This is a genomic window from Clostridium celatum DSM 1785 (assembly GCF_000320405.1).
GTDB lineage: Bacteria > Bacillota > Clostridia > Clostridiales > Clostridiaceae > Clostridium > Clostridium celatum.
The window spans coordinates 17,537-37,240 of the sequence record NZ_KB291710.1 but is presented as its reverse complement, the minus strand read 5'-3'; the positions used below and the strand labels follow the sequence as shown (position 1 = coordinate 37,240).

Sequence of the window (19,704 nt, the reverse complement as noted above, 5' to 3'; positions counted from 1 at the left end):
TTGTGTCCAAAATATTGACATAAGACCAATCATTCCAATTAAACGGAATAAGTGGATATAAGTATTTTTCACCAGTAATTGTTTTAGTTGTTAATACGATTATAATATTTATAATTATTCCTATAACAAATCCCCATTTACCTAGTAAACCTGTTAATAAAAGTAGTATAATACGCAAAAATTTTAAAGCAAATCCTAATTCTATACTTGGTTGGACAAAACTAGATAATGCAACTATTGACATATAAAGTATAGTTTGAGGTGTAAACCAACCAGTTTGTAGAGTATAATCACCTAATATTAAACCACCTATAATTGAAAGTGATGTACCTAGTGAATTAGGTGTATTAAGTGAAGCTAATTTAAGTCCATCTATAGCAAATTCAGCTAATATGAATTGTAAAAATATTGGCAGTACATATGGATCCTTAGGAAGTAAAAAGTTTAGTTTTCCAACTAGCCATTGAGGATTATCAGTTAATAAAACATAAACTGGAGTTAAAAACATATTAACAAAAAGAACTAAGAATCTTAAAATTTTTAAATAATTACCTGTTAAAACTGGTAAGTAATAATCATCAATAGATTGAATAAAATCAAATATGCTTGCAGGAAATATTAAAACAGAAGGTGTATTATCTATTAAAATTGCGACTTTTCCTTCAACTATTTCAGCAGCAACTACATCAGGTCTTTCTGTATGCCTAGCTCTAGGAAAAGGATTTAATCTATTTTTAGGAGTTAAAATTTCAATAAAGCTTTCATCTCCTAATGTTAGGGATTTAATATCAGTATATCTATTAATTCTCTAATTTTATTTAATGTTTTTTTATCAACAGTACTATTTAAATAGCCAATAGCAATATCTGTTTTGGATATTGATCCTATAGTATGCATTTCAAAAATTAAGTCTGAATCGCGTATTCGTCTACGTATTAGAGCTGTATTAAATACGATAGTTTCTACAAAGCCATCGTGTGAACCACGAAGAACTTTTTCTTTATCAGGTTCATCAATACCTCTTGAGGGGTAAGTTCTATAGTCTAATACTAAGGCTTCAGGAAACTTTTCACAAAGTAATATAGATTGACCTGAAAGAACGGCTTTTACTAAATTATCAATATCATTATCAGTACTAGCTTCTATTGAGCTAAGTGCCTTTTCAATCAATTCATTAGCAGAGGTTATTAATTTAAACTCATCTGCTTTTACATTGTACATATCTCTGCGGACATATTCCATATTAGTATCTTTTACAAATCCATCTAGATAATAACAATAAAATTTGGTATTATGCACATCTATAATTCTTTCTAACACATCAAAGCTTTTACCAACATTAAGCTCTTTTTTTATAGTATTTAAGTTGTGCTTAAAATCATTTGTTAGTTTCATCTTTTCCTCCTTAAAATATAATAATAACTTTAGTTTTAGCTTTTTTTTATCTTATATACCAAAGTATGAATAGACTTATATGAATTATAAATATAAGGAGGGATATAAATAAAAAAGTCAATTATTAAATTTTCTGAAAGTTAGTATTACTTTCTTTAAATTTTATAATTGATTTAATATCTATTTATATGATGTTTTTTTTTCGATAGGTTTTACAGGAATTAAATTACCGCCATAAAGATTCATTTCTTTGAATTTTATCTTGAACGCTTTTTGATAAGTTTTTATTGCATTTAAATCTTTTTTTGTAGCAATACAAATTGAAGAACCAGAAAGTGTTCCACGAGCAGTTCTTCCAGCTCTATGTAAATATTCATCAGGATTTGCAGGGAAATCCATACTAATTATATGTGTAATTTCAGGAATATCTAATCCCCTAGCTGATACATCAGAAGATACTAAAACATTAAATTTACCATTTCTAAATGCTTCAATTGATCTTTGTCTTTGTTCTTTAGATGCATTTCCATAAATAGCAGTAGATTTTACTTTATGATAATCTAATTTTTCATTAATGTTTTGAAGTTCTGTACTGTTATTTACAAAAACAATTGCTCTAGTAGGAGTTTCCGCAGCTAAAAGTTTTCTTAAAGTTTCAAATCTATCTCTAAAGTCACAAGTTATAAACATATGAGAAATATTAGGATTAAGAACAGATTTTTCTTCTGACTTAACTATTTCAACTTCTTTTACTAATGATTTAGCTATATCTAATGTTGTAGCATTTATACTAGCAGAAAAGAACATAAGTTGTCTATCTCTCATTGTAGCTTTAATTATATCTTTAATTATTGTAGCTTTATTTTTAGCTAAAAGGCTATCAGCTTCATCCATAACGATTGTTTTAATAGTATGTGCAGTAATTTTTTTCTTCTTAATTAAATCAAGAACTCTACCAGCAGAACCAACTATTATATGTGGTTTAACTTCCTTAATTTTTTTTATTTGTTTTTCAATATTAGATTCTCCCATGATAGTAAGAGAAGATATATTTATATTTGAATTTTTTGCAAGAAGTTTAATTTGAGCATCTATTTGCATTACTAATTCATGTGTTGGTGCTAAAATAATAGCTTGCATTTCTTTTTTATCAGTATTTATTTTTTCAAAAATAGGACATATGTAAGCTAAAGTTTTACCACTTCCAGTATGAGATTCGGCAATTATATCCATATTTTCTAAAGCCTTTGGGATTGTTAAAGTTTGTATTTCTGTAGGTGTAGTTATATTTTGTAATTTTAAACCTTCAATTATATTTGAGTTTAAATTAAGTTCATTAAAAGTTGTATTCATTATTCTCTCCTCATTTTTTATTTTTAAAGTACTTTTATAGTATACACTAAATTTTAATTTAGTATAGAAAATAATTTTATACAAAAAATATAATCCTAAATAAAGAAATAAGGGGAATTTTATAAAAATAATTGTAAAAAATGGTAACTATATATATAATATAATGTAGAAGCGTTATTATTAGTACACAATTTTGAATATGGAAAAGTTGGTTCATAAATTTAATATTTTTGAATATATCTATGAAGTAATAAGTTTTAAAGTAGGGGTGGAGCAAAAAATGGGAAAAGAAGATATCGAAAAGGCTGGAGGTATTAAGGAAGAATCTATAGGAAATGAAATAAGTAACACTACAGATGAAAAAGAAATAATACAGAACAATGAAGAGGTTAATGGTAAAGAAGAAAATGAAAAAAATGACATTAAATATGTTAATGAAGAGGAATTTTCTAATACCAATACCACTAAGGAAAAAAATAATGGGAAAAAGAAAATAATAATAGGCAGCATATCTTTAGTTATAGCTATCTTATTGATAAGTGGTATATATTATGGAGTAAAAATAAATAACTTAGTTAAAAGTTATAATGATAAAGTATATCCAATGTCTTATATTTTAGATAAAGATATAAGTGGAATGAATAAAGATCAGCTCCATAAAACTCTAGAAGAAATATTAAGTACTGTAGAAGAAAAGGAAATAGAAGTAACTATTGGTGATAGAAAGTTTGAAATAGCAAGAAGAGCCTTAGATTTAGATATAGATTTTGAAGCTATTGAAAATGAAGTTTTAAATTATGGAAAAGACAATAAGTTTTTTGAAAAATTAAAGCTTATAAGAGATCCTGAAGAAAAAAATTATGAAGTAAAACTTACTTACAATGAAGAAGCAATAAATGAATTTATTCAAAAAATAGCTACAGAAGTTTATGTAGAGCCAAGTGATGCATCTATTAATATTAACGGGGGAGAAATAAACATTACAGATGGACAAATTGGAAGTGAATTAGATTCAGAAAAATTAACTAATGAAATAAAATCAGTAGTTGAAGATATTGGTGGAAATGATGTAGTTACATTGTCAGGTGAAATAAAAGATGTTGACCCTAATATAACAGCAGAAGCACTTCAAAGCGTAAATGGAATTATTGGAAGTTATACTACTTATTTTTCAGCAGGTCCAAGTGGGACTAATATAGCTTTAGGAGCACTTGATATTGACAATACATTACTTATGCCAGGGGATATTTTCTCAACTGTTGATGCTATAGGACCTACAACAGCAGAGTATGGATTTGTTTTAGCTAATACTTATGTTGATGGACAAGTAGTGCCAGGATATGGTGGAGGAGTATGTCAAATAGCAACTACACTTTATAATGCAGAGCTTAGATCTGGAATTGTTCCGTTAGAAAGAACAAATCATATGATGACAGTAGGATATGCACCAATAGGATTGGATGCAACAATTGGAGATTATGAGCCAGACTTAGTATTTGAAAATCCATATGAATATCCTATAGTAATAAAGGCTTATACTAGTGAGGGATCATTAACAGTAGAGTTTTGGTCTAATACAAATGCTACTAATGGAATAACATATGAGCCAAAGGCTTATCCAAGTGGTAGTCTTTATGCAGAAACATATCTTTATGGATATGATGCAGATGGAAATGTAGTTTATGAAGAATACTTAAATAGTAGTAGTTATAGGCCTTTTAGTTAATAAAATAATTTATTTAAAGATAGTATTAAAATTTAAATTGGTTGTATCAAAATAACTATATGATAATTTTTAGAAATATTCATATTAACTTTTGATACAGCCATTTTTTATTATTTTAAATAATTAAAAATTATAAATTGTGATAAAAATTGTAATTTATGAAAACATAATAATATCAATAAATTTATATTTAATTTTAAATATCTAAAAAAATAAATAACAAAGGAGAAAAATATGAAAAAAGTATTTGAGATTTACAAAAAAGATTTGAAAAATATTTTTTTAAATTATGGAGCCTTAATAGTGGTGTTAGCATTATGTATACTACCATCATTGTATGCTTGGTTTAATATTAAGGCATCTTGGGATCCATATGCAGAATCTGCAACTAGTGGAATAAAGATTGGTGTTGTAAATAAAGATGTTGGAGCTACACTTAACGGAAAAGAATTAAATTTAGGAAATGATGTAGTAGATGAATTGAAAAGTAATACACAATTAGGATGGCAGTTTGTTAGTGAAGAAGAAGCTAATAAAATGGTTGAAGAAGGAAAGTATTATGCAATGATAACTATTCCTGAAAACTTTTCTAAAAACTTAACGTCTATTGTTGGAGAAAATGTAACAAAAGGAGATATAATTTATACAGTTAACGAAAAAATAAATGCTATTGCACCTAAATTAACGGATAAGGGAGCAAGTTCAGTTCAACAAAAGATAAGTGAAGCAGTAGTTTCAAGCGTAAGCGATGCAGTATTTGGAATGGGTAACAAAATAGGTGTAGAGCTTGAAAATCAAATTCCTAAAATTGATACAATATATAATTCTTTATTAGATATACAAGGACATTTTGGGAATATTAATGATATAGTTAATTTGGCTGGAGAAGGGGCAGAGCAACTTAAGACATTAGTATCAGGAATTCAAAATGATATTCCACTTATAGAACAAACTATTAACAATGCACAAACTTTAAGTGGGGAAGTAAAAGATTTTTTAAGCACTTCTAAAAATAGTTTAAGTAATATAGCACCAATAATTAAAAATGATATTAATATAGTAAATCAAATATCAACAGAGGTATCAAAGTATACAGATGCAGTAATAAATGCAATAAACTCAGGTGTGGAAAATTCGCCGGAAATGATAGATAGTTTAATTGAAAAGCTTAATAGTATAAGTAATAGTGCAAGTTCATTAACTGGTATTTTAGAAACTATGAATAAGTTTAGTCCAGGTAAATTTGATGATATTATATCCACTTTGCAAGGAGTTAATGATAATGTTAATTCAGCTATTAGTGCTTTAAATACAGTTAAAACTAATATAGCAAATGGGCAAGCGCCAGATTTATCTTTATTAAATAATGTAATAACTATTGCTGATGATATTAGTAATATAACAAGTGATTTATATAATAATTTTGATGCGAATATAGCTGGAAAAATTAGCACAATATTTGATGATGCATATACAGTAGCAGATAATGCAGCCAATGTATTAGAGCAAGCAGAAACAAAACTTCCACAAGTAACTGATATACTAAACACAGTATATCAAGGAGCAGATAAAGGAATAGAAGGAATTGAGTTTGTAAAGGAAAAGCTTCCAGAAGCTGAAGATATGATAAATGACTTAGTAAGCAAAATTAGTGGTATAAAAGATAGCAATGATTTAAAAGAAATAATAGATTTGTTAAAGAGTGATGTTAAAAAGAGAAGTGACTTTTTGGCAGAACCTGTTAATATAATTGAAAATAAACTATTCCCAATGGGTAATTACGGAACAGGAATGACACCATTCTATACAGTATTATCATTATGGGTAGGACTATTATTATTAGCATCTATGCTAACTACAGAAGTGCATGGGGAATACTCATCAACACAACAATATTTTGGAAAGTTATTATTATTTCTAACAATAGCAATAATACAAGCAATAATAGTAGCAGTTGGAGATTTATATTTATTAAAAATATATTGTGTAAATCCAGTATTATTTGTTATAGGAAGTGTATTTACAAGCATTATATTTACATTTATACTGTATTCTCTTGTATCTGTACTAGGAAATGTAGGAAAAGTTCTAGGAATTGTATTATTAGTAATACAAATTGGAGGTTCAGGAGGAACATTTCCTATTCAACTAACACCTAAATTTTTTCAAATTATACATCCATTTTTACCATTTACTTATGCTATTTCTTTTGCAAGAGAGGCAATTGGAGGCGTAGTTCAAAATGTTTTAATGCAAGATGTAATAGTATTATTGGTATATGGAGCAATATTTATATTAATCTCAATATTCCTAAAAAAACCAATCAATAAATTGTTACATGGATTTAAAGAAAGTGTAGAAAATAGTGGAATTGGAGAATAATAATTAAAAAATTAAAGTAATGGCTTATAGCAAGGGTATTTTAATATTTATTTACTATATTCTTAGTTATAAGTCATTTTTCTTTATTTTAAAATCATAATAAAGTGTAAAAAATATTTTGATATTCTTTAGGATAGACTAGAATATAGATATAAAGTTATTTAGTTTCTTTGGAGGATTTAGTGATGAGTAAGAAAGATATATATTTAGCTGATGTAAAAAATGGAAGTGAAATTAAAACATCATTTATGGTGATGAGAGTGATGTTTAAGGATACTAGTAAGATAGTATGTATTTTAGCAGATAAAAGTGGAGAAATAAAAGCTACAATACCAACTAAAAAAAGTGATATAGAGCAAGGTGTAGTTTTAGAAATAGAAGGTAAAAAAGATGTTAATTTAGAGGTTAAAAAATACTGTATATTAAATGAATACAATGCTATAGACTATTTACCAACAGTAAAAAGACCAATAGAGGATATTATGGAGGAATTAGAACTTTATACTGATGAATACATAATATCTAGAGAAGCAAAAGCGTTAAATGATTATTTTTTTAAAAATGAAGAATTTTTAGAAAAATTTAAAAAAGGTATTGGTGGGGTATCTATGCATCATAATTATATAGGAGGTCTTGCAGAGCATACATTAGGGGTAATGTACTTAACGATAATGCTTTGTGAAAAATATAATTGTAGATATAAAGAAATAGCAATATTAGCAGCTAAGCTTCATGATATTGGTAAAATATATGAATTATATTATGATGGACCTTTTAAATATACATTAAGAGGAGAAATGGAAGGGCATATTGTTATTGGAACACAAATGTTGGAAGAAGCTTTTTTAAGTAATAAGGGTTTTTACTCTGAAGATTTTATGACTAGAATGAAGGGGTGTATAGTTCAACATCATGGTAAGCTTGAATATGGTTCACCAAGAGAAATGAGAATGGAAGAGGCTTTTATTCTAAATTCTGCAGATTCAATAGATGCTACAATGAATAAGATTTCTCAAATAAAAGAAAAAACTGATGAAGGAAATTGGTCTGAATATGATAGAAGAATAGAAACAAGGTTGTATTTATAATAAAGGATATAAATGTAAGGAGGATAATTATGAATAAATTTAAAGATAAGTCAATAGAAGAAGATATTTTTTGTGAAGCAATTTCAAATGATACGCCTATTGTAAATGTAGAAAATATAGTTAAAGCTAATAATACAAATAAGTTTAATAATAATAAAAGTAATATCGAAATAGAACGAGAAAAGTTTAATAAATAATAAAATTAACAAATTTGTAAATTGACTTGAAGTAATAATGTAGATATAATTTTTATAAATAGTGAGGTGATATTATGAGTGGTAAGAACAATAAAAAGCTGCTTTTTGGAGCATTATCAGCAGTGGTTGCATCAGTAGCAGCAGGAGTATTAGTTAAAAGTAATATTAACAAAAAGCTAGAAAGCATGAAAGAAGATAAAGAAAAAGTCAAACCAAAAGAAAAGAAAAGTAAGAATGTTTATTATACAGTCCATCTAGAAGATATTTATAGTCCTTATGAAGATAAGACTTTTTCAGAAGATGATATGATAGAAGAAATAAGAAAAGAAACATCGTTATAAAAATAAGTTTTATAATAAAAAATATTTAATAAAATGAATACATAAAGAATTTAAGTATATTACAAAGATGATTAACTATAAATTAGAAGTTGAAAATGGTAAATGATGAATATGATTGCTAAGTCAGTTCATTTAATTTACCATTTTTAATTTAATATTTATGTTTAAGAGTGCTTTGTAATTTTTTATCTATATTAAAATTCACATAGTATAAAAAATAAAAGTAGTTATTTATCACAATGGTAGGAATAAAACAGTGCAGTAATAATATAAATATAAGGTGATTAGGTAAAAGTATAGAGGGTATGGAAAGAAATACTTTATTACCATGACAAACTATGCTATAATTACCAATGTTATATTTATAAAATGGAGGATTTGACATGAAACACATAAAAACAATAAACAAAACTAACATCAAAAATAGCTTATGCAAACCAGGATGTAAGGAATGTGCAAACTCATGCCAATCAGCTTGCAAAACTTCTTGCACAGTTGCTAACTTAGAATGTGAAAACTAAGAAAAACATAAGCAGTAACTATTTTTAGTTACTGCTTAATGTTGTTTTAAGAGAAAAGTAATATTATTCTTATTAAGGTAAATTTTACTTAAAAATATGTTTTATAACAGAAAAGAATTAAAATTAAATTTATTTATATAAATAAATTTAACTATGAGTTAATATAAAAATTTAAATTATAACCGGTAAGTGTTTTAAGATAAAAATATAATAATTAGGAGGACTTGCTATGGCTTTAATACATAAATTTAAGCAAGGTGACAATTTCTTTGTACTAGATGTAAATACAGGAGCTGTTCATATAGTAGATGAATTAGTTTATGATTTAGTAGATGACAACAAATTAAGAGAAAAAGAAGAGCTTATAAAAGAATTCGGAGATAAATATGGTGTAGAAACTATATCTGAAGCTTATGAAGAATTACTTGAGCTTATAGACGAAGATATATTATATTCAAAGGATCAATATGAAGATATAGCACATTCATCAATGGATGATAGAGATTATATAAAAGCAGTATGTCTAAATATAATTCATGGATGTAACTTAAGATGTAAATATTGTTTTGCTGATGAAGGTGAATACAATGGACATAAAGGTGTAATGTCTGTTGAAACAGCGAAGAAAGCAATCGATTATGTTGTTAAGAGAAGTGGTCCTAGAAGAAATATTGAAATTGATTTATTTGGTGGAGAACCAACAATGATCATGGACAAGGTTAAAGAAATAATAGCGTATGCCAGAGAAAACGAAAAAGCTTGGAAAAAGAACATCAGATTTACAATGACTACTAATGCAACTCTTTTAACTGAAGAAATGATGGATTTCATGGATAAAGAAATGGGTAATATAATCCTTTCTTTAGATGGCAGAAAAGAAGTTAATGATAATGTAAGAATCAAAGTTGATGGCAGTGGTTCTTATGATGATATACTTCCAAATATCAAGAGAATGATTGAAAAAAGAGATAAATCTAAACATTACTATGTAAGAGGAACATTTACAGGAGCCAATACTGATTTCTATGAAGATGTTAAAGCTATGGTAAATGAAGGATTTAGAGAAATTTCAATTGAGCCAGTAGTTTTAGAAAAAGGACATTTCTTAGAACTTAAAGAAGAACATTTACCAGAAATATTCGAAAACTATGATAAACTATATAATGAAATGGCTAGAAGAAAGAAAGAAGGGGATGAATTCAACTTCTATCACTTTAATATTGATTTAAATGGTGGACCATGTGTTTATAAGAGAATTTCAGGATGTGGTGCGGGATTTGAATATGTTGCAATAACTCCACAAGGTGAAGTTTACCCATGTCACCAATTTGTTGGTAAAGAAGAATTTAAGCTTGGAAGTATCTATGATGATACATATGATTCAGAACTTGGTAAGAAGTTTAAGAAGGCTCATATTTATAATAAACCAAAATGTAGAGAATGTTGGGCTAGATTCTACTGTTCAGGTGGATGTCAATCAAATAACTTTGCATTTAATGGTGATATGAACATTCCTTATGAAATAGGATGTAAAATGCAAAAGAAGAGAATTGAATGTGCTATAGCACTTAAAGCAGAATAAATATTTTATAAAAAAACTTCAAGTATATGTAAACTTGGAGTTTTTTGCTATTATGGAAAGGCAGGGGTTTATAAAATTTAAAGTATAAATATACTATATATAGGTATCAATGAGGATGTAGTAAAATAATTATTAAATTGAAGAAACACAAAATTGATAAAATATTAATTGAGGTGAAATAAATGAAAGATTATATTTTAGATAATGGATTAAAGTTAATATATAAAAAAAGTAATAGTGAATTAAGCTCAATAGCTATTTCTTTGGATGCAGGGGCAGCACGTGATGGAGAAAATCTTGGAGTTGCTCATGTTACTGAGCATATGGTATATAAGGGAACAGAAACAAGAAGTGAAAAGAAAATAAATGAAGAGCTAAGCAATATATTTGGATTTCAAAATGCTATGACAAATTACCCTTATGTAGTCTTTTATGGAACATTACTAAGTGAAGACTTACAAAAAGGATTGGAGCTATTTTCAGATATTCTTTTAGCACCAGTATTTACTGAGGAAGGCTTTAAGGAAGAGATGGAGGTTATAAAGCAGGAACTTAAAGAATGGGATGAAGAGCTGGAGCAATATACTGAAGATAAGCTTTATTTAAATTGTATGGAAGGTAGAAGAATTAAGTATCCTATTATAGGCACAGAGAAATCATTAAATAATATAACAATAGATGATGCAATAGATTTCTTTAATGATTATTATTGTGCTAATAATGCAACTATAACTATTATCTCGCAATTAGAATTTGAAGAAGTAAGGGATTTGGTAGAGGAGTACTTTATAGACTGGAGAAGTGAAAGACTTCCTGAAAAGGATGAAATAATTATAAACCCTAAAAATGGGGTTTTTATAGATAAGAAAGCAGAGATAAATACTGCTAAGGTTCAGGTTATTTTCCCTATTAATAAACTGAATCAATGGGAGATAAAAGCATTAAAAGTTTTTAATCAATATTTTGGAGAAGGTGTAAATTCTGTTTTATTTGACACATTAAGAACAAAATATGGATTAGTGTATGATGTATTAACAAGGGTAGCTAATGAAGAACATATAAAGGTTTATAAAATTACTTATAGTACCGCTCATGAAAATGTAGATAAATCAATAGAAATTGTGAAAGAGTTAGTACAAAATGTTGATTGTTTTAGGGAAAAATTACAAAAGAAAGATATTGAAGCTTTAATAAAGAGTTTCAGATTGAAAAGATTATTTGCTGATGAACAAAGTGTAAGATTAGCTATGAAATTAGCTACTTATGATACTATGTTTGGAGATGGATTACTATATATTGATGAAACTGAAAATTTAAATAAAATGCCAGTAGATTTTATTATTAATACAGCTAATAAGGTTTTTGAAAATATGTCAATACAAGTTATAACTAATTTTTAATGGTAGAGATAAATCATAGAAAAAACAGTATTAATAAGTCGAAGGATTTATTAATACTGTTTCTAAGTAGTTAATATTAGATGATTTTATTTTATTACAAGTCCCATTAAGCGAGTTAAGTCTAAAGCTTGCATTGCTGTTACTTCAGTACCGTATAGATCTTTAATTTCTACGTCTATATTAGATATATCACAGGTTGTTAAATCTAGCTTTGTTAATGAGGTTTTATTAAAGTAACAGTTTGAAAGGTCAGAATTATTAAAGCAAACTTTATTTAGTTGTGCTTCTTGAAAAATAGCATCACATAAATTAGTTTCTATTATATTAGCACCTTTAAATTTTGAAAATGAGAAATTACAGTATTTAGCTAAGGTATTTTCAAATAATACATCTTTAATAATACAATCATCAAATTTTGAACCAACAAGTTTGCAGTTTATAAATTCCACTCTATGAATACTTCCACCACTAAAACTTACATTGGATAAATCACAGTTTTCAAATTTTGTATCAATTAAATCAATTCTAGGGAAGGTGCAACTTTTAAAAGTTACATTTTTAAATATACAAGAATCAATAGTTACTGAAGTATCATTTTTATCACTAATAGTAATATTTTCTATAGTTTTATTTTTTATAGTATCTTCATATATAAATTCATCATAAATGTCTTCTATTTCATATAAATCATCTACAAATTTAGGTTTTTGTATTTTTATTAATTTACTCATAGTATTCTCCTGTATTTTACAATATTAATAATAAGTATAATAATTAAAGTTAGAGCAGTCAATGTTTTGAAAAGAAGCAAGAATATTAAGTATACCGATATATATTGAAATTTTATAGTATTTATATTTAATATTTATTAATATAAGATTATAAATATTAAATAACTTTAAAAGAAGAGGAAGATATGAGTAAAAATGTACCGTTATTAGAAGAAGTATTAAAATATAAAAAGGAGAATAATCTTATTCTTTCAATGCCAGGAAACAAAAGTGGTATTGGATTTTTAAGAGATGATATTGGAAAAGAATTTGTATCTAATATGGGTTTTTTAGATATAACAGAGGTTGATCCCTTAGATAACCTTCATTGTCCAGAGGGGGTTATAAAAGAAGCACAAGAATTACTTGCAAAGACTTATGGTGTTAAAAAAGCTTATTTTACTGTTAATGGAAGTAGTGGAGGAAATTTAGCTTGTATTTTTGATGCTTTTAATGAAGGGGATGAAGTCTTAGTTGAAAGAAATTGTCATAAGTCAATTTATAATGGACTTATATTAAGAAAATTAAAAGTAAAATATATTGAACCTGTAATATATGAAGATAAAGGACTGTTTTTGCCACCAAATGAAGAAAAAATTTATAAGGCAATAGAAGAATGTGATAATCCAAAGGGAATAATATTAACTTATCCAAATTATTTTGGAATAAGTTATGATATATCTAAAATACTTGTTGATTTAAAGAAAAAAGGATTTAAAATAATAATAGATGGAGCTCATGGAGCGCATTATGGATTTTCAAAAAAACTACCAAAATCTATAGTTAAGTTTGCTGATTATACTGTAATAAGTGCTCATAAAACATTGCCAAGTTTAACTCAAGGTTCATATCTTTTAGTTAATGAGGATAATAATATAGAATTTTATTTAAGAGCATTTATGACTACTTCTCCATCGTACTTAATAATGTCATCTTTAGATTATGGTAGATATTATTTAGATAACTATTCTGATAAAGATTATAATAATTTGATCCATTTATCAGAAGAATGGAGTGTTAAAATAAATTCTTTAAATAAAATAACTATATTAAAAGAAGAAGATTTACCAAGTAACTATAATTTAGATTTAAGTAGATATGTTATTACACTAGACAAGGAGTATAGTGGACATAAATTATTAGATTATTTTAGAAGTAAAAAAATTCAATGTGAAATGAGCTTTGCATCTGGAGTAGTATTAATATTATCACCATTTAATATAGATAAAGATTTTGAAAAGATATATTTAGCAATTGAAGAATTAGATATAGAAAAATTAAAAGATAATCATTATCAAAATTATTTTGATATAATACCAGAAAAGATTATGGAGCCATATGAAGTTTTTGATAAAAAATATGAAATTGTAAAGATTGGTGATTCTGTCGGAAAAGTTGCTAAAGAATCGTTAATACCATATCCACCTGGAATTCCTTTGGTATGTCCAGGAGAGGTTATATCTAAAGAAGCAGTAAGTATTATAGAAGATTATATAAATAATAAAAAAACAGTAATAGGAATAGAAGATAATTATATAAAGATAATAAAATAAATACTTTAATAATGATATGAATAGATAAAAATAAAGATACAAAAACTATACTATCATTATTAAGGAGATGATTTGATGGAATATAAAGTTGCAGAAGTAAGTGAAATTGAATTTGAAGCTATAAAAAAGGCAGAAAAATTAATGAAAGATGAAACAGGAAAAGACTTTATAATGGGTGCATGGGAAAGAAATAAATAGAAATTATTTAAGTAGAAAGTGTTAATAAAAGATAAGAAGTTTATTAATACTTTCTTTAAAGGTACCATTACTAAAAGGATTCAATTAATAGGACAAGTTATACAATAATACAAAATTATAATATATTCTGAAAAATATATAGCATAAATTTTAATTCTGTGTTATAGTATAAAACCCTAATAAAAATAGGATACAAAAGAGGAGAGGTAAAGTTTATGGAATTATTCGTTACAGATTTAGATGGAACACTAATAAATAATAAAAGAGAAGTAACAGTTTATTCAAAAGAAGTTATTAATAAACTTATAGATGAAGGAGTGAATTTTACTGTAGCAACAGCTAGAACTCCAGCAACTGCGGTTGAGATATTAGATGGATTAAATTTGAAATTACCAATTGCTTTAATGAATGGTGTAGTAATATATGATACTAAAGAATTAAAGTATATAGATATAAAAGATATTCATAAAATTTCAGCGAATAAAGTGCTAGATATTTTTGAAAAATTCAACAAAAACCCATTAGTATATGGTATTAAAGAAAATCATTTATGGGTTTATCATAAAAATTTCGAGCATATTTATGAATATAATTTTTATAAAGAGCGTGCAGATAAAGAGTTAAAAACTTTTGTAGAAATTGTGAACTATAAGGAAGCTATAAAAGATTTAAGCATAATAAACTTCGTTGCTTTTGATACTTATGAAAAGATAAAAGGAATTGCGGAAGAAATAGAAAAAGTTGACGGTATAACTGTTAATTATTATAGAGATGTATATGAAGATTGCTATTTTTTAGAAGCATATAGTAATGAAGCATCTAAAGCTAATGGTATAAAATATTTATCTAAATATTTAAATTATGATAAGGTAGTTTGCTTTGGTGATAACGTAAATGATTTACCAATGTTTGAATTGGCGGATGAAGCTTATGCTACAGCAAATGCTGCAGAGAAAATAAAAGAAATAGCTACTGATGTTATTGGAAGTTGCGAAGAAGATGGGGTAGCTAAATATTTAGAAGAAAGATTTAAAAATAAAATATAAGTTAAAAAAGTGGAAATTGTATAAAAAATAATAAACAAACCGTAGTTTTGTTAACAATTTGAAAAAACTGTGGTTTGTTTTTTGTTTATATAATAAAAAATAAATAAGAAATTAAAGGAAATATGTGCTTAAAAGTTAAATTTAGTAAAAATACCAATTAAATTTAAATAGAAAAAAATCTTAGAAAGTTAGTAATATCAATGATAAAAGATAAAATGATAATAAATACGGAAAGTATTGATAAATTGATAATAAAAAATGAGATTTATTTAATAAATAAGCAGTAAAAGGTTGAAAAAGTTGCTAAAATAATATATTATATGTTTAAGGATAAAATGGAAAACAAAGGGGGAATAATTCATGGAAAGTAAAAGAGACCAGTGGGGAAGTAAAGTTGGTTTCATATTAGCTGCAGTAGGATCGGCAGTAGGATTAGGGAATATTTGGAGATTTCCGTATTTAGTATATGAAAATGGTGGAGGAGCTTTCTTAGTTCCATATTTCTTTGCAATATTTACAGCAGGTATACCGCTTTTAATTCTTGAATATGGAATGGGACATAAATTTAGAGGTTCAACTCCTTTAGCAATGGCAAGGGCAAATAAAAAGTGGGAATGGCTTGGATGGTGGCCAAGTATTTCAGCATTCTTTATTTTAGGATATTATTCAATGATTTTAAGTTGGGCTATGAAGTATTTTACATTAAGTTTTAGTAAAGGATGGGGAAATGATCCGAATACTTTCTTTTATGATGATTTTTTAAGACTTACAGATTCACCTTTTAACTTTGGTGGATTAATATGGCCAATTTTAATAGGAATAGTTTTAGTTTGGGGAATTAGTTGGTTTATATGTTATAGAGGGGTTAAAGGTGGTATAGAGAAATTAAATAAAGTTTTACTACCAACACTTATAGCAATAATGGTGATAATAGTTGTTAGAGGCGTAACTCTAGAGGGGGCTACTTTAGGATTAAATAAATTATTTACTCCAGATTGGAGTAAGGTTATGGAACCAAAGGTTTGGATAGCAGCATATGGACAAGTATTTTATTCGTTAAGTTTAGCAATGGGGATAATGATGACTTACTCAAGTTATTTACCTAAAAAGACTGATATAAACAATAGTGCATTTATGACGGGATTTGCAAATTGTGGATTTGAATTCTTATGTGCTATTGGGGTATTTGCAATTTTAGGATTTATGGCAACAAGCCAAGGCGTACCAGTAGAAGAAGTTGTTTCAAGTGGTATTGGACTAGCGTTTATAGTTTTCCCTAAGGTATTTACAGTTATGGGGTCATGGGGAACAATTCTTGGATGTTTATTCTTTGCTTGTTTAGTATTTGCTGGATTAACATCGTGTGTATCATTAGTTGAAGCAGTAGCATCAGCTATTATAGATAAAACAGGATGGGATAGAAAGAAAGTTGTTACAGGTATCTGTATTACAGGCCTTTTAGTAAGTGGAACTTTTGCAAGCGGAGCAGGTTTATATCTTTTAGATATTATGGATAACTTTATAAATTGTTATGGAATAGTTGTAGTAGGATTACTTGAAGCTATAGTTATAGGATGGATAATAAAACCAGAGGTTATTAGAAATCATACGAATAAGACTTCGTATTTTAGAATAGGAAAATGGTGGGATTTTACTGTTAAGTTTATAACACCAGCAATATTAGCATATATGCTAATTAGTAATTTTGTTACTGAGATTAAGACGCCGTATGGTGGATATAACTTACCAGAAATATTTGCATATGGATGGTCAGTTATTGGATTGGGGATTATAGGTTCATTATTAATTTCTAAAAAACCATGGAAAAACAAGGCTATAGAAAGTTTTGATGAAAGTGAAGAATTAAAAGAGGAGGTAGTATAAAATGACCACAACTGCATTAACTTATTTTATTATAGGAGCAGTAGTTTTATGGGGAGGATTATTAACTACTTTGACTATATCAATAAAGAAGGAAAAATAATTAAATAGCTAACAATTTTAGATTATATATAAACATTTAGCAATCAAAAAAGGAGTCAGTTTACTGACTCCTTTTTGTGTATATTATTAAATTTGTTTTGAAATAGTCTTCATATTGCACTTAACTAAGAATTTTATCATATTTTATACTATGAATTTAATGAGAAGGTGAAATTATGTGTGGAATAGCTGGAATAGTAGACTTTAAAAGAAATTTATCAAAGGAAAAAGATATAATTTGTAGAATGGTTAAGACATTAGAAAGGCGTGGGCCAGATAGTGAAGGAACTTATATTACAGAAAATGTACTATTTGGTCATAGAAGATTAGTTGTTGTAGATCCTGAAGGTGGAAAACAACCTATGATAAAACAAGTAGGTAATAGAAAGTATGTAGTTGTATATAATGGAGAATTATATAATACTGAGGATTTAAGAAAGGAATTATTAGAGGAAGGATATAAATTTGATTCTTATTCTGATACAGAAGTATTATTAACTTCATATATTGCCTGGGGAATAGATTGTATAAGTAAGCTAAATGGAATATTTGCATTTGCAATTTATGATGAGGGTAAAAGACAAGTATTTTTAGCCAGAGATCCAATGGGAGTTAAACCTTTGTTTTATTCAAAATTAGGTAATACTTTAATTTTTGGTTCAGAAATTAAAACTATATTAGCTCATCCAGAAATTAAAGCTGAAGTTGATAAGGAAGGATTAACTGAACTTTTTGCTTTAGGACCAGCAGTAGCACCAGGCCATGCAATATACAGGGGAATAAATGAAATTGCTCCTGCAAATTGTATGTTAATAACAGAAGATAATATGAAGATTTGGGAGTATTGGAAGGTAACAGCTAGAGAATTAAATGAAACTACTGATGAATCAGTAAGTCATGTAAGACAACTGTTAATTGATGCTATAAAAAGGCAACTTGTTGGAGATGTGCCTGTATGTACATTTTTATCAGGAGGATTAGATTCATCAGCCATATCAGCTATAGCTTCAACTGAATTTAAAGAGAGAGGAAAGAAGCTTACAACTTATTCTATAGATTATGAAGGAAATGATAAATTTTTTAAAGCTTCATTGTTTCAACCAACATCAGATCAATATTTTGCAGAACGTATGGCTAAATTTATAGATAGTGATCATAGAACTGTTTTGTTAAAGCAAACAGATTTAGCAAAAGCTTTAAGAGAAGCTACAATTTCAAGAGATTTACCGGGAATGGCAGATGTAGATTCATCTCTTTTGTTATTTTGTAAAGAGATAAGGAAAGATTTTGTTGTTGGATTATCAGGAGAGTGTGCAGACGAATTATTCGCTGGATATCCATGGTTCACACATGAGGAAATGATAAATGCACATACTTTTCCGTGGTCAAGATCTGTTGGAGAAAGAAAAACTATATTAAATGAATCAAAAAGTGATTTGAAAATTGAAGAGTGTGTAAATGAAGAGTATTTAAAAACATTAAAAGAAGTTCCACATTTAGATAATGAAGATAAAAAGACTTATAGAATGAGAGAACTTTTCTATTTAAATTTGAAATGGTTTATGGTTAATTTATTAAATAGGAAAGATAGATCAAGTATGTATAATAGTTTAGAGGTAAGAGTGCCTTTTGCAGACTATAGAATAGTTGATTATGCATTTAATTTACCAGTTGATGTTAAACTTTTGGATGGAAGGGAAAAGGGGTTATTGAGAAAAGCGTTGGTAGGAATACTTCCGGATGAAATAATATATAGAAAGAAGAGTCCATATCCAAAGACTCATAATCCGGAATATACAGATGTTGTATGCAATATGATGAATGAAATATTAAATGATAAAACATCACCAATATTGGAGATAATAAATAAAGATACGGTACAAGAAATAGTTGATACCAAAGGAAAAGCTTATAAGACACCATGGTTTGGACAACTTATGACTGGACCACAAATGATAGCGTATTTAATTCAAGTTGATATATGGTTAAGGGAATATAATGTTAATATATTAATTTAATATTATAATGAATTAGATTTCAAATTTATAATATTATAAAGAAAAGGTTAAGATTAGAAATAGTTTTAATCTTTTTTTTATAATATTAAATTGAAATGGAAATGATAAATATATAGATAAATTTAAAATGAGATTTATAGGGGGAATAGAA

18 protein-coding genes are annotated in these 19,704 nt (G+C 27.0%); 14 read left to right on the top strand and 4 right to left on the bottom strand.

Features of this window, described 5'->3' with window-relative positions:
- The 3 genes from HMPREF0216_RS18015 to HMPREF0216_RS14855 form a co-directional block, all read right to left on the bottom strand.
- Window positions 1–748: spore germination protein (locus tag HMPREF0216_RS18015; protein WP_278244430.1), on the bottom strand; the 748-nt coding region annotated here is incomplete at its 3' end.
- Window positions 749–774: 26 nt separating this feature from the next.
- Entirely contained in the window at window positions 775–1,395 is a 621-nt protein-coding gene (locus HMPREF0216_RS18010; RefSeq protein WP_005215970.1) for a spore germination protein, read from the bottom strand.
- Between the two features lie 180 nt (window positions 1,396–1,575).
- Entirely contained in the window at window positions 1,576–2,748 is a 1,173-nt protein-coding gene (locus HMPREF0216_RS14855; RefSeq protein WP_005215969.1) for a DEAD/DEAH box helicase, read from the bottom strand.
- A gap of 280 nt (window positions 2,749–3,028) precedes the next feature.
- On the opposite strand from HMPREF0216_RS14855, the gene HMPREF0216_RS14850 reads away from it, so the two are divergent.
- The 8 genes from HMPREF0216_RS14850 (at window position 3,029) to HMPREF0216_RS14820 (ending at window position 11,985) form a co-directional block, all read left to right on the top strand.
- On the top strand, window positions 3,029–4,474 hold the full coding sequence (locus HMPREF0216_RS14850) for a VanW family protein (RefSeq protein WP_169317590.1): 1,446 nt from the start codon (window positions 3,029–3,031) through the stop codon (window positions 4,472–4,474).
- A gap of 234 nt (window positions 4,475–4,708) precedes the next feature.
- A complete protein-coding gene (locus tag HMPREF0216_RS14845; protein ID WP_005215967.1) occupies window positions 4,709–6,856 on the top strand; it encodes a YhgE/Pip domain-containing protein in 2,148 nt (715 codons plus the stop codon).
- A gap of 185 nt (window positions 6,857–7,041) precedes the next feature.
- Complete coding sequence (locus HMPREF0216_RS14840) at window positions 7,042–7,944, top strand: 3'-5' exoribonuclease YhaM family protein (RefSeq protein ID WP_005215966.1); 903 nt, start codon at window positions 7,042–7,044, stop codon at window positions 7,942–7,944.
- Between the two features lie 29 nt (window positions 7,945–7,973).
- Window positions 7,974–8,141 (top strand): hypothetical protein, encoded by a 168-nt coding sequence (locus tag HMPREF0216_RS17245; protein WP_005215965.1) that lies wholly within the window; start codon window positions 7,974–7,976, stop codon window positions 8,139–8,141.
- A 74-nt stretch (window positions 8,142–8,215) separates the two neighbouring features.
- Entirely contained in the window at window positions 8,216–8,482 is a 267-nt protein-coding gene (locus HMPREF0216_RS14835; protein ID WP_005215956.1) for a hypothetical protein, read from the top strand.
- Between the two features lie 383 nt (window positions 8,483–8,865).
- The gene (gene scfA / locus HMPREF0216_RS14830; RefSeq protein WP_003371542.1) at window positions 8,866–9,003 is read left to right on the top strand and encodes a six-cysteine ranthipeptide SCIFF; all 138 of its coding nucleotides are present in this window, start codon (window positions 8,866–8,868) and stop codon (window positions 9,001–9,003) included.
- A 229-nt stretch (window positions 9,004–9,232) separates the two neighbouring features.
- Entirely contained in the window at window positions 9,233–10,585 is a 1,353-nt protein-coding gene (gene scfB, locus HMPREF0216_RS14825; protein ID WP_005215954.1) for a thioether cross-link-forming SCIFF peptide maturase, read from the top strand.
- 182 nt (window positions 10,586–10,767) lie between these two features.
- Window positions 10,768–11,985, top strand: coding sequence for a M16 family metallopeptidase (locus tag HMPREF0216_RS14820; protein WP_005215952.1), 1,218 nt, complete (start codon window positions 10,768–10,770; stop codon window positions 11,983–11,985).
- Between the two features lie 86 nt (window positions 11,986–12,071).
- On the opposite strand, the gene HMPREF0216_RS14815 is transcribed toward HMPREF0216_RS14820, so the two are convergent.
- Window positions 12,072–12,716, bottom strand: a complete 645-nt coding sequence (locus HMPREF0216_RS14815) for a pentapeptide repeat-containing protein (RefSeq protein WP_005215951.1) — start codon at window positions 12,714–12,716, stop codon at window positions 12,072–12,074.
- Between the two features lie 185 nt (window positions 12,717–12,901).
- Here HMPREF0216_RS14815 and HMPREF0216_RS14810 point away from each other — a divergent pair, with 185 nt between their 5' ends.
- The 6 genes from HMPREF0216_RS14810 to asnB all read left to right on the top strand — a co-directional run bounded on the left by HMPREF0216_RS14810 (window position 12,902) and on the right by asnB (window position 19,553).
- Window positions 12,902–14,308: an aminotransferase class I/II-fold pyridoxal phosphate-dependent enzyme gene (locus HMPREF0216_RS14810; protein WP_005215949.1), complete on the top strand. Its 1,407-nt coding sequence runs from the start codon at window positions 12,902–12,904 to the stop codon at window positions 14,306–14,308.
- 75 nt (window positions 14,309–14,383) lie between these two features.
- Window positions 14,384–14,506, top strand: coding sequence for a hypothetical protein (locus HMPREF0216_RS18005; RefSeq protein ID WP_005215947.1), 123 nt, complete (start codon window positions 14,384–14,386; stop codon window positions 14,504–14,506).
- Between the two features lie 215 nt (window positions 14,507–14,721).
- Window positions 14,722–15,552: a Cof-type HAD-IIB family hydrolase gene (locus HMPREF0216_RS14805; RefSeq protein ID WP_005215946.1), complete on the top strand. Its 831-nt coding sequence runs from the start codon at window positions 14,722–14,724 to the stop codon at window positions 15,550–15,552.
- A 360-nt stretch (window positions 15,553–15,912) separates the two neighbouring features.
- Entirely contained in the window at window positions 15,913–17,436 is a 1,524-nt protein-coding gene (locus HMPREF0216_RS14800; protein ID WP_005215945.1) for a sodium-dependent transporter, read from the top strand.
- A 1-nt stretch (window position 17,437) separates the two neighbouring features.
- A complete protein-coding gene (locus HMPREF0216_RS17240; protein WP_147576285.1) occupies window positions 17,438–17,536 on the top strand; it encodes a MetS family NSS transporter small subunit in 99 nt (32 codons plus the stop codon).
- A gap of 175 nt (window positions 17,537–17,711) precedes the next feature.
- Window positions 17,712–19,553: an asparagine synthase (glutamine-hydrolyzing) gene (gene asnB / locus HMPREF0216_RS14795; RefSeq protein ID WP_005215941.1), complete on the top strand. Its 1,842-nt coding sequence runs from the start codon at window positions 17,712–17,714 to the stop codon at window positions 19,551–19,553.
- Window positions 19,554–19,704 lie beyond the last annotated feature (151 nt).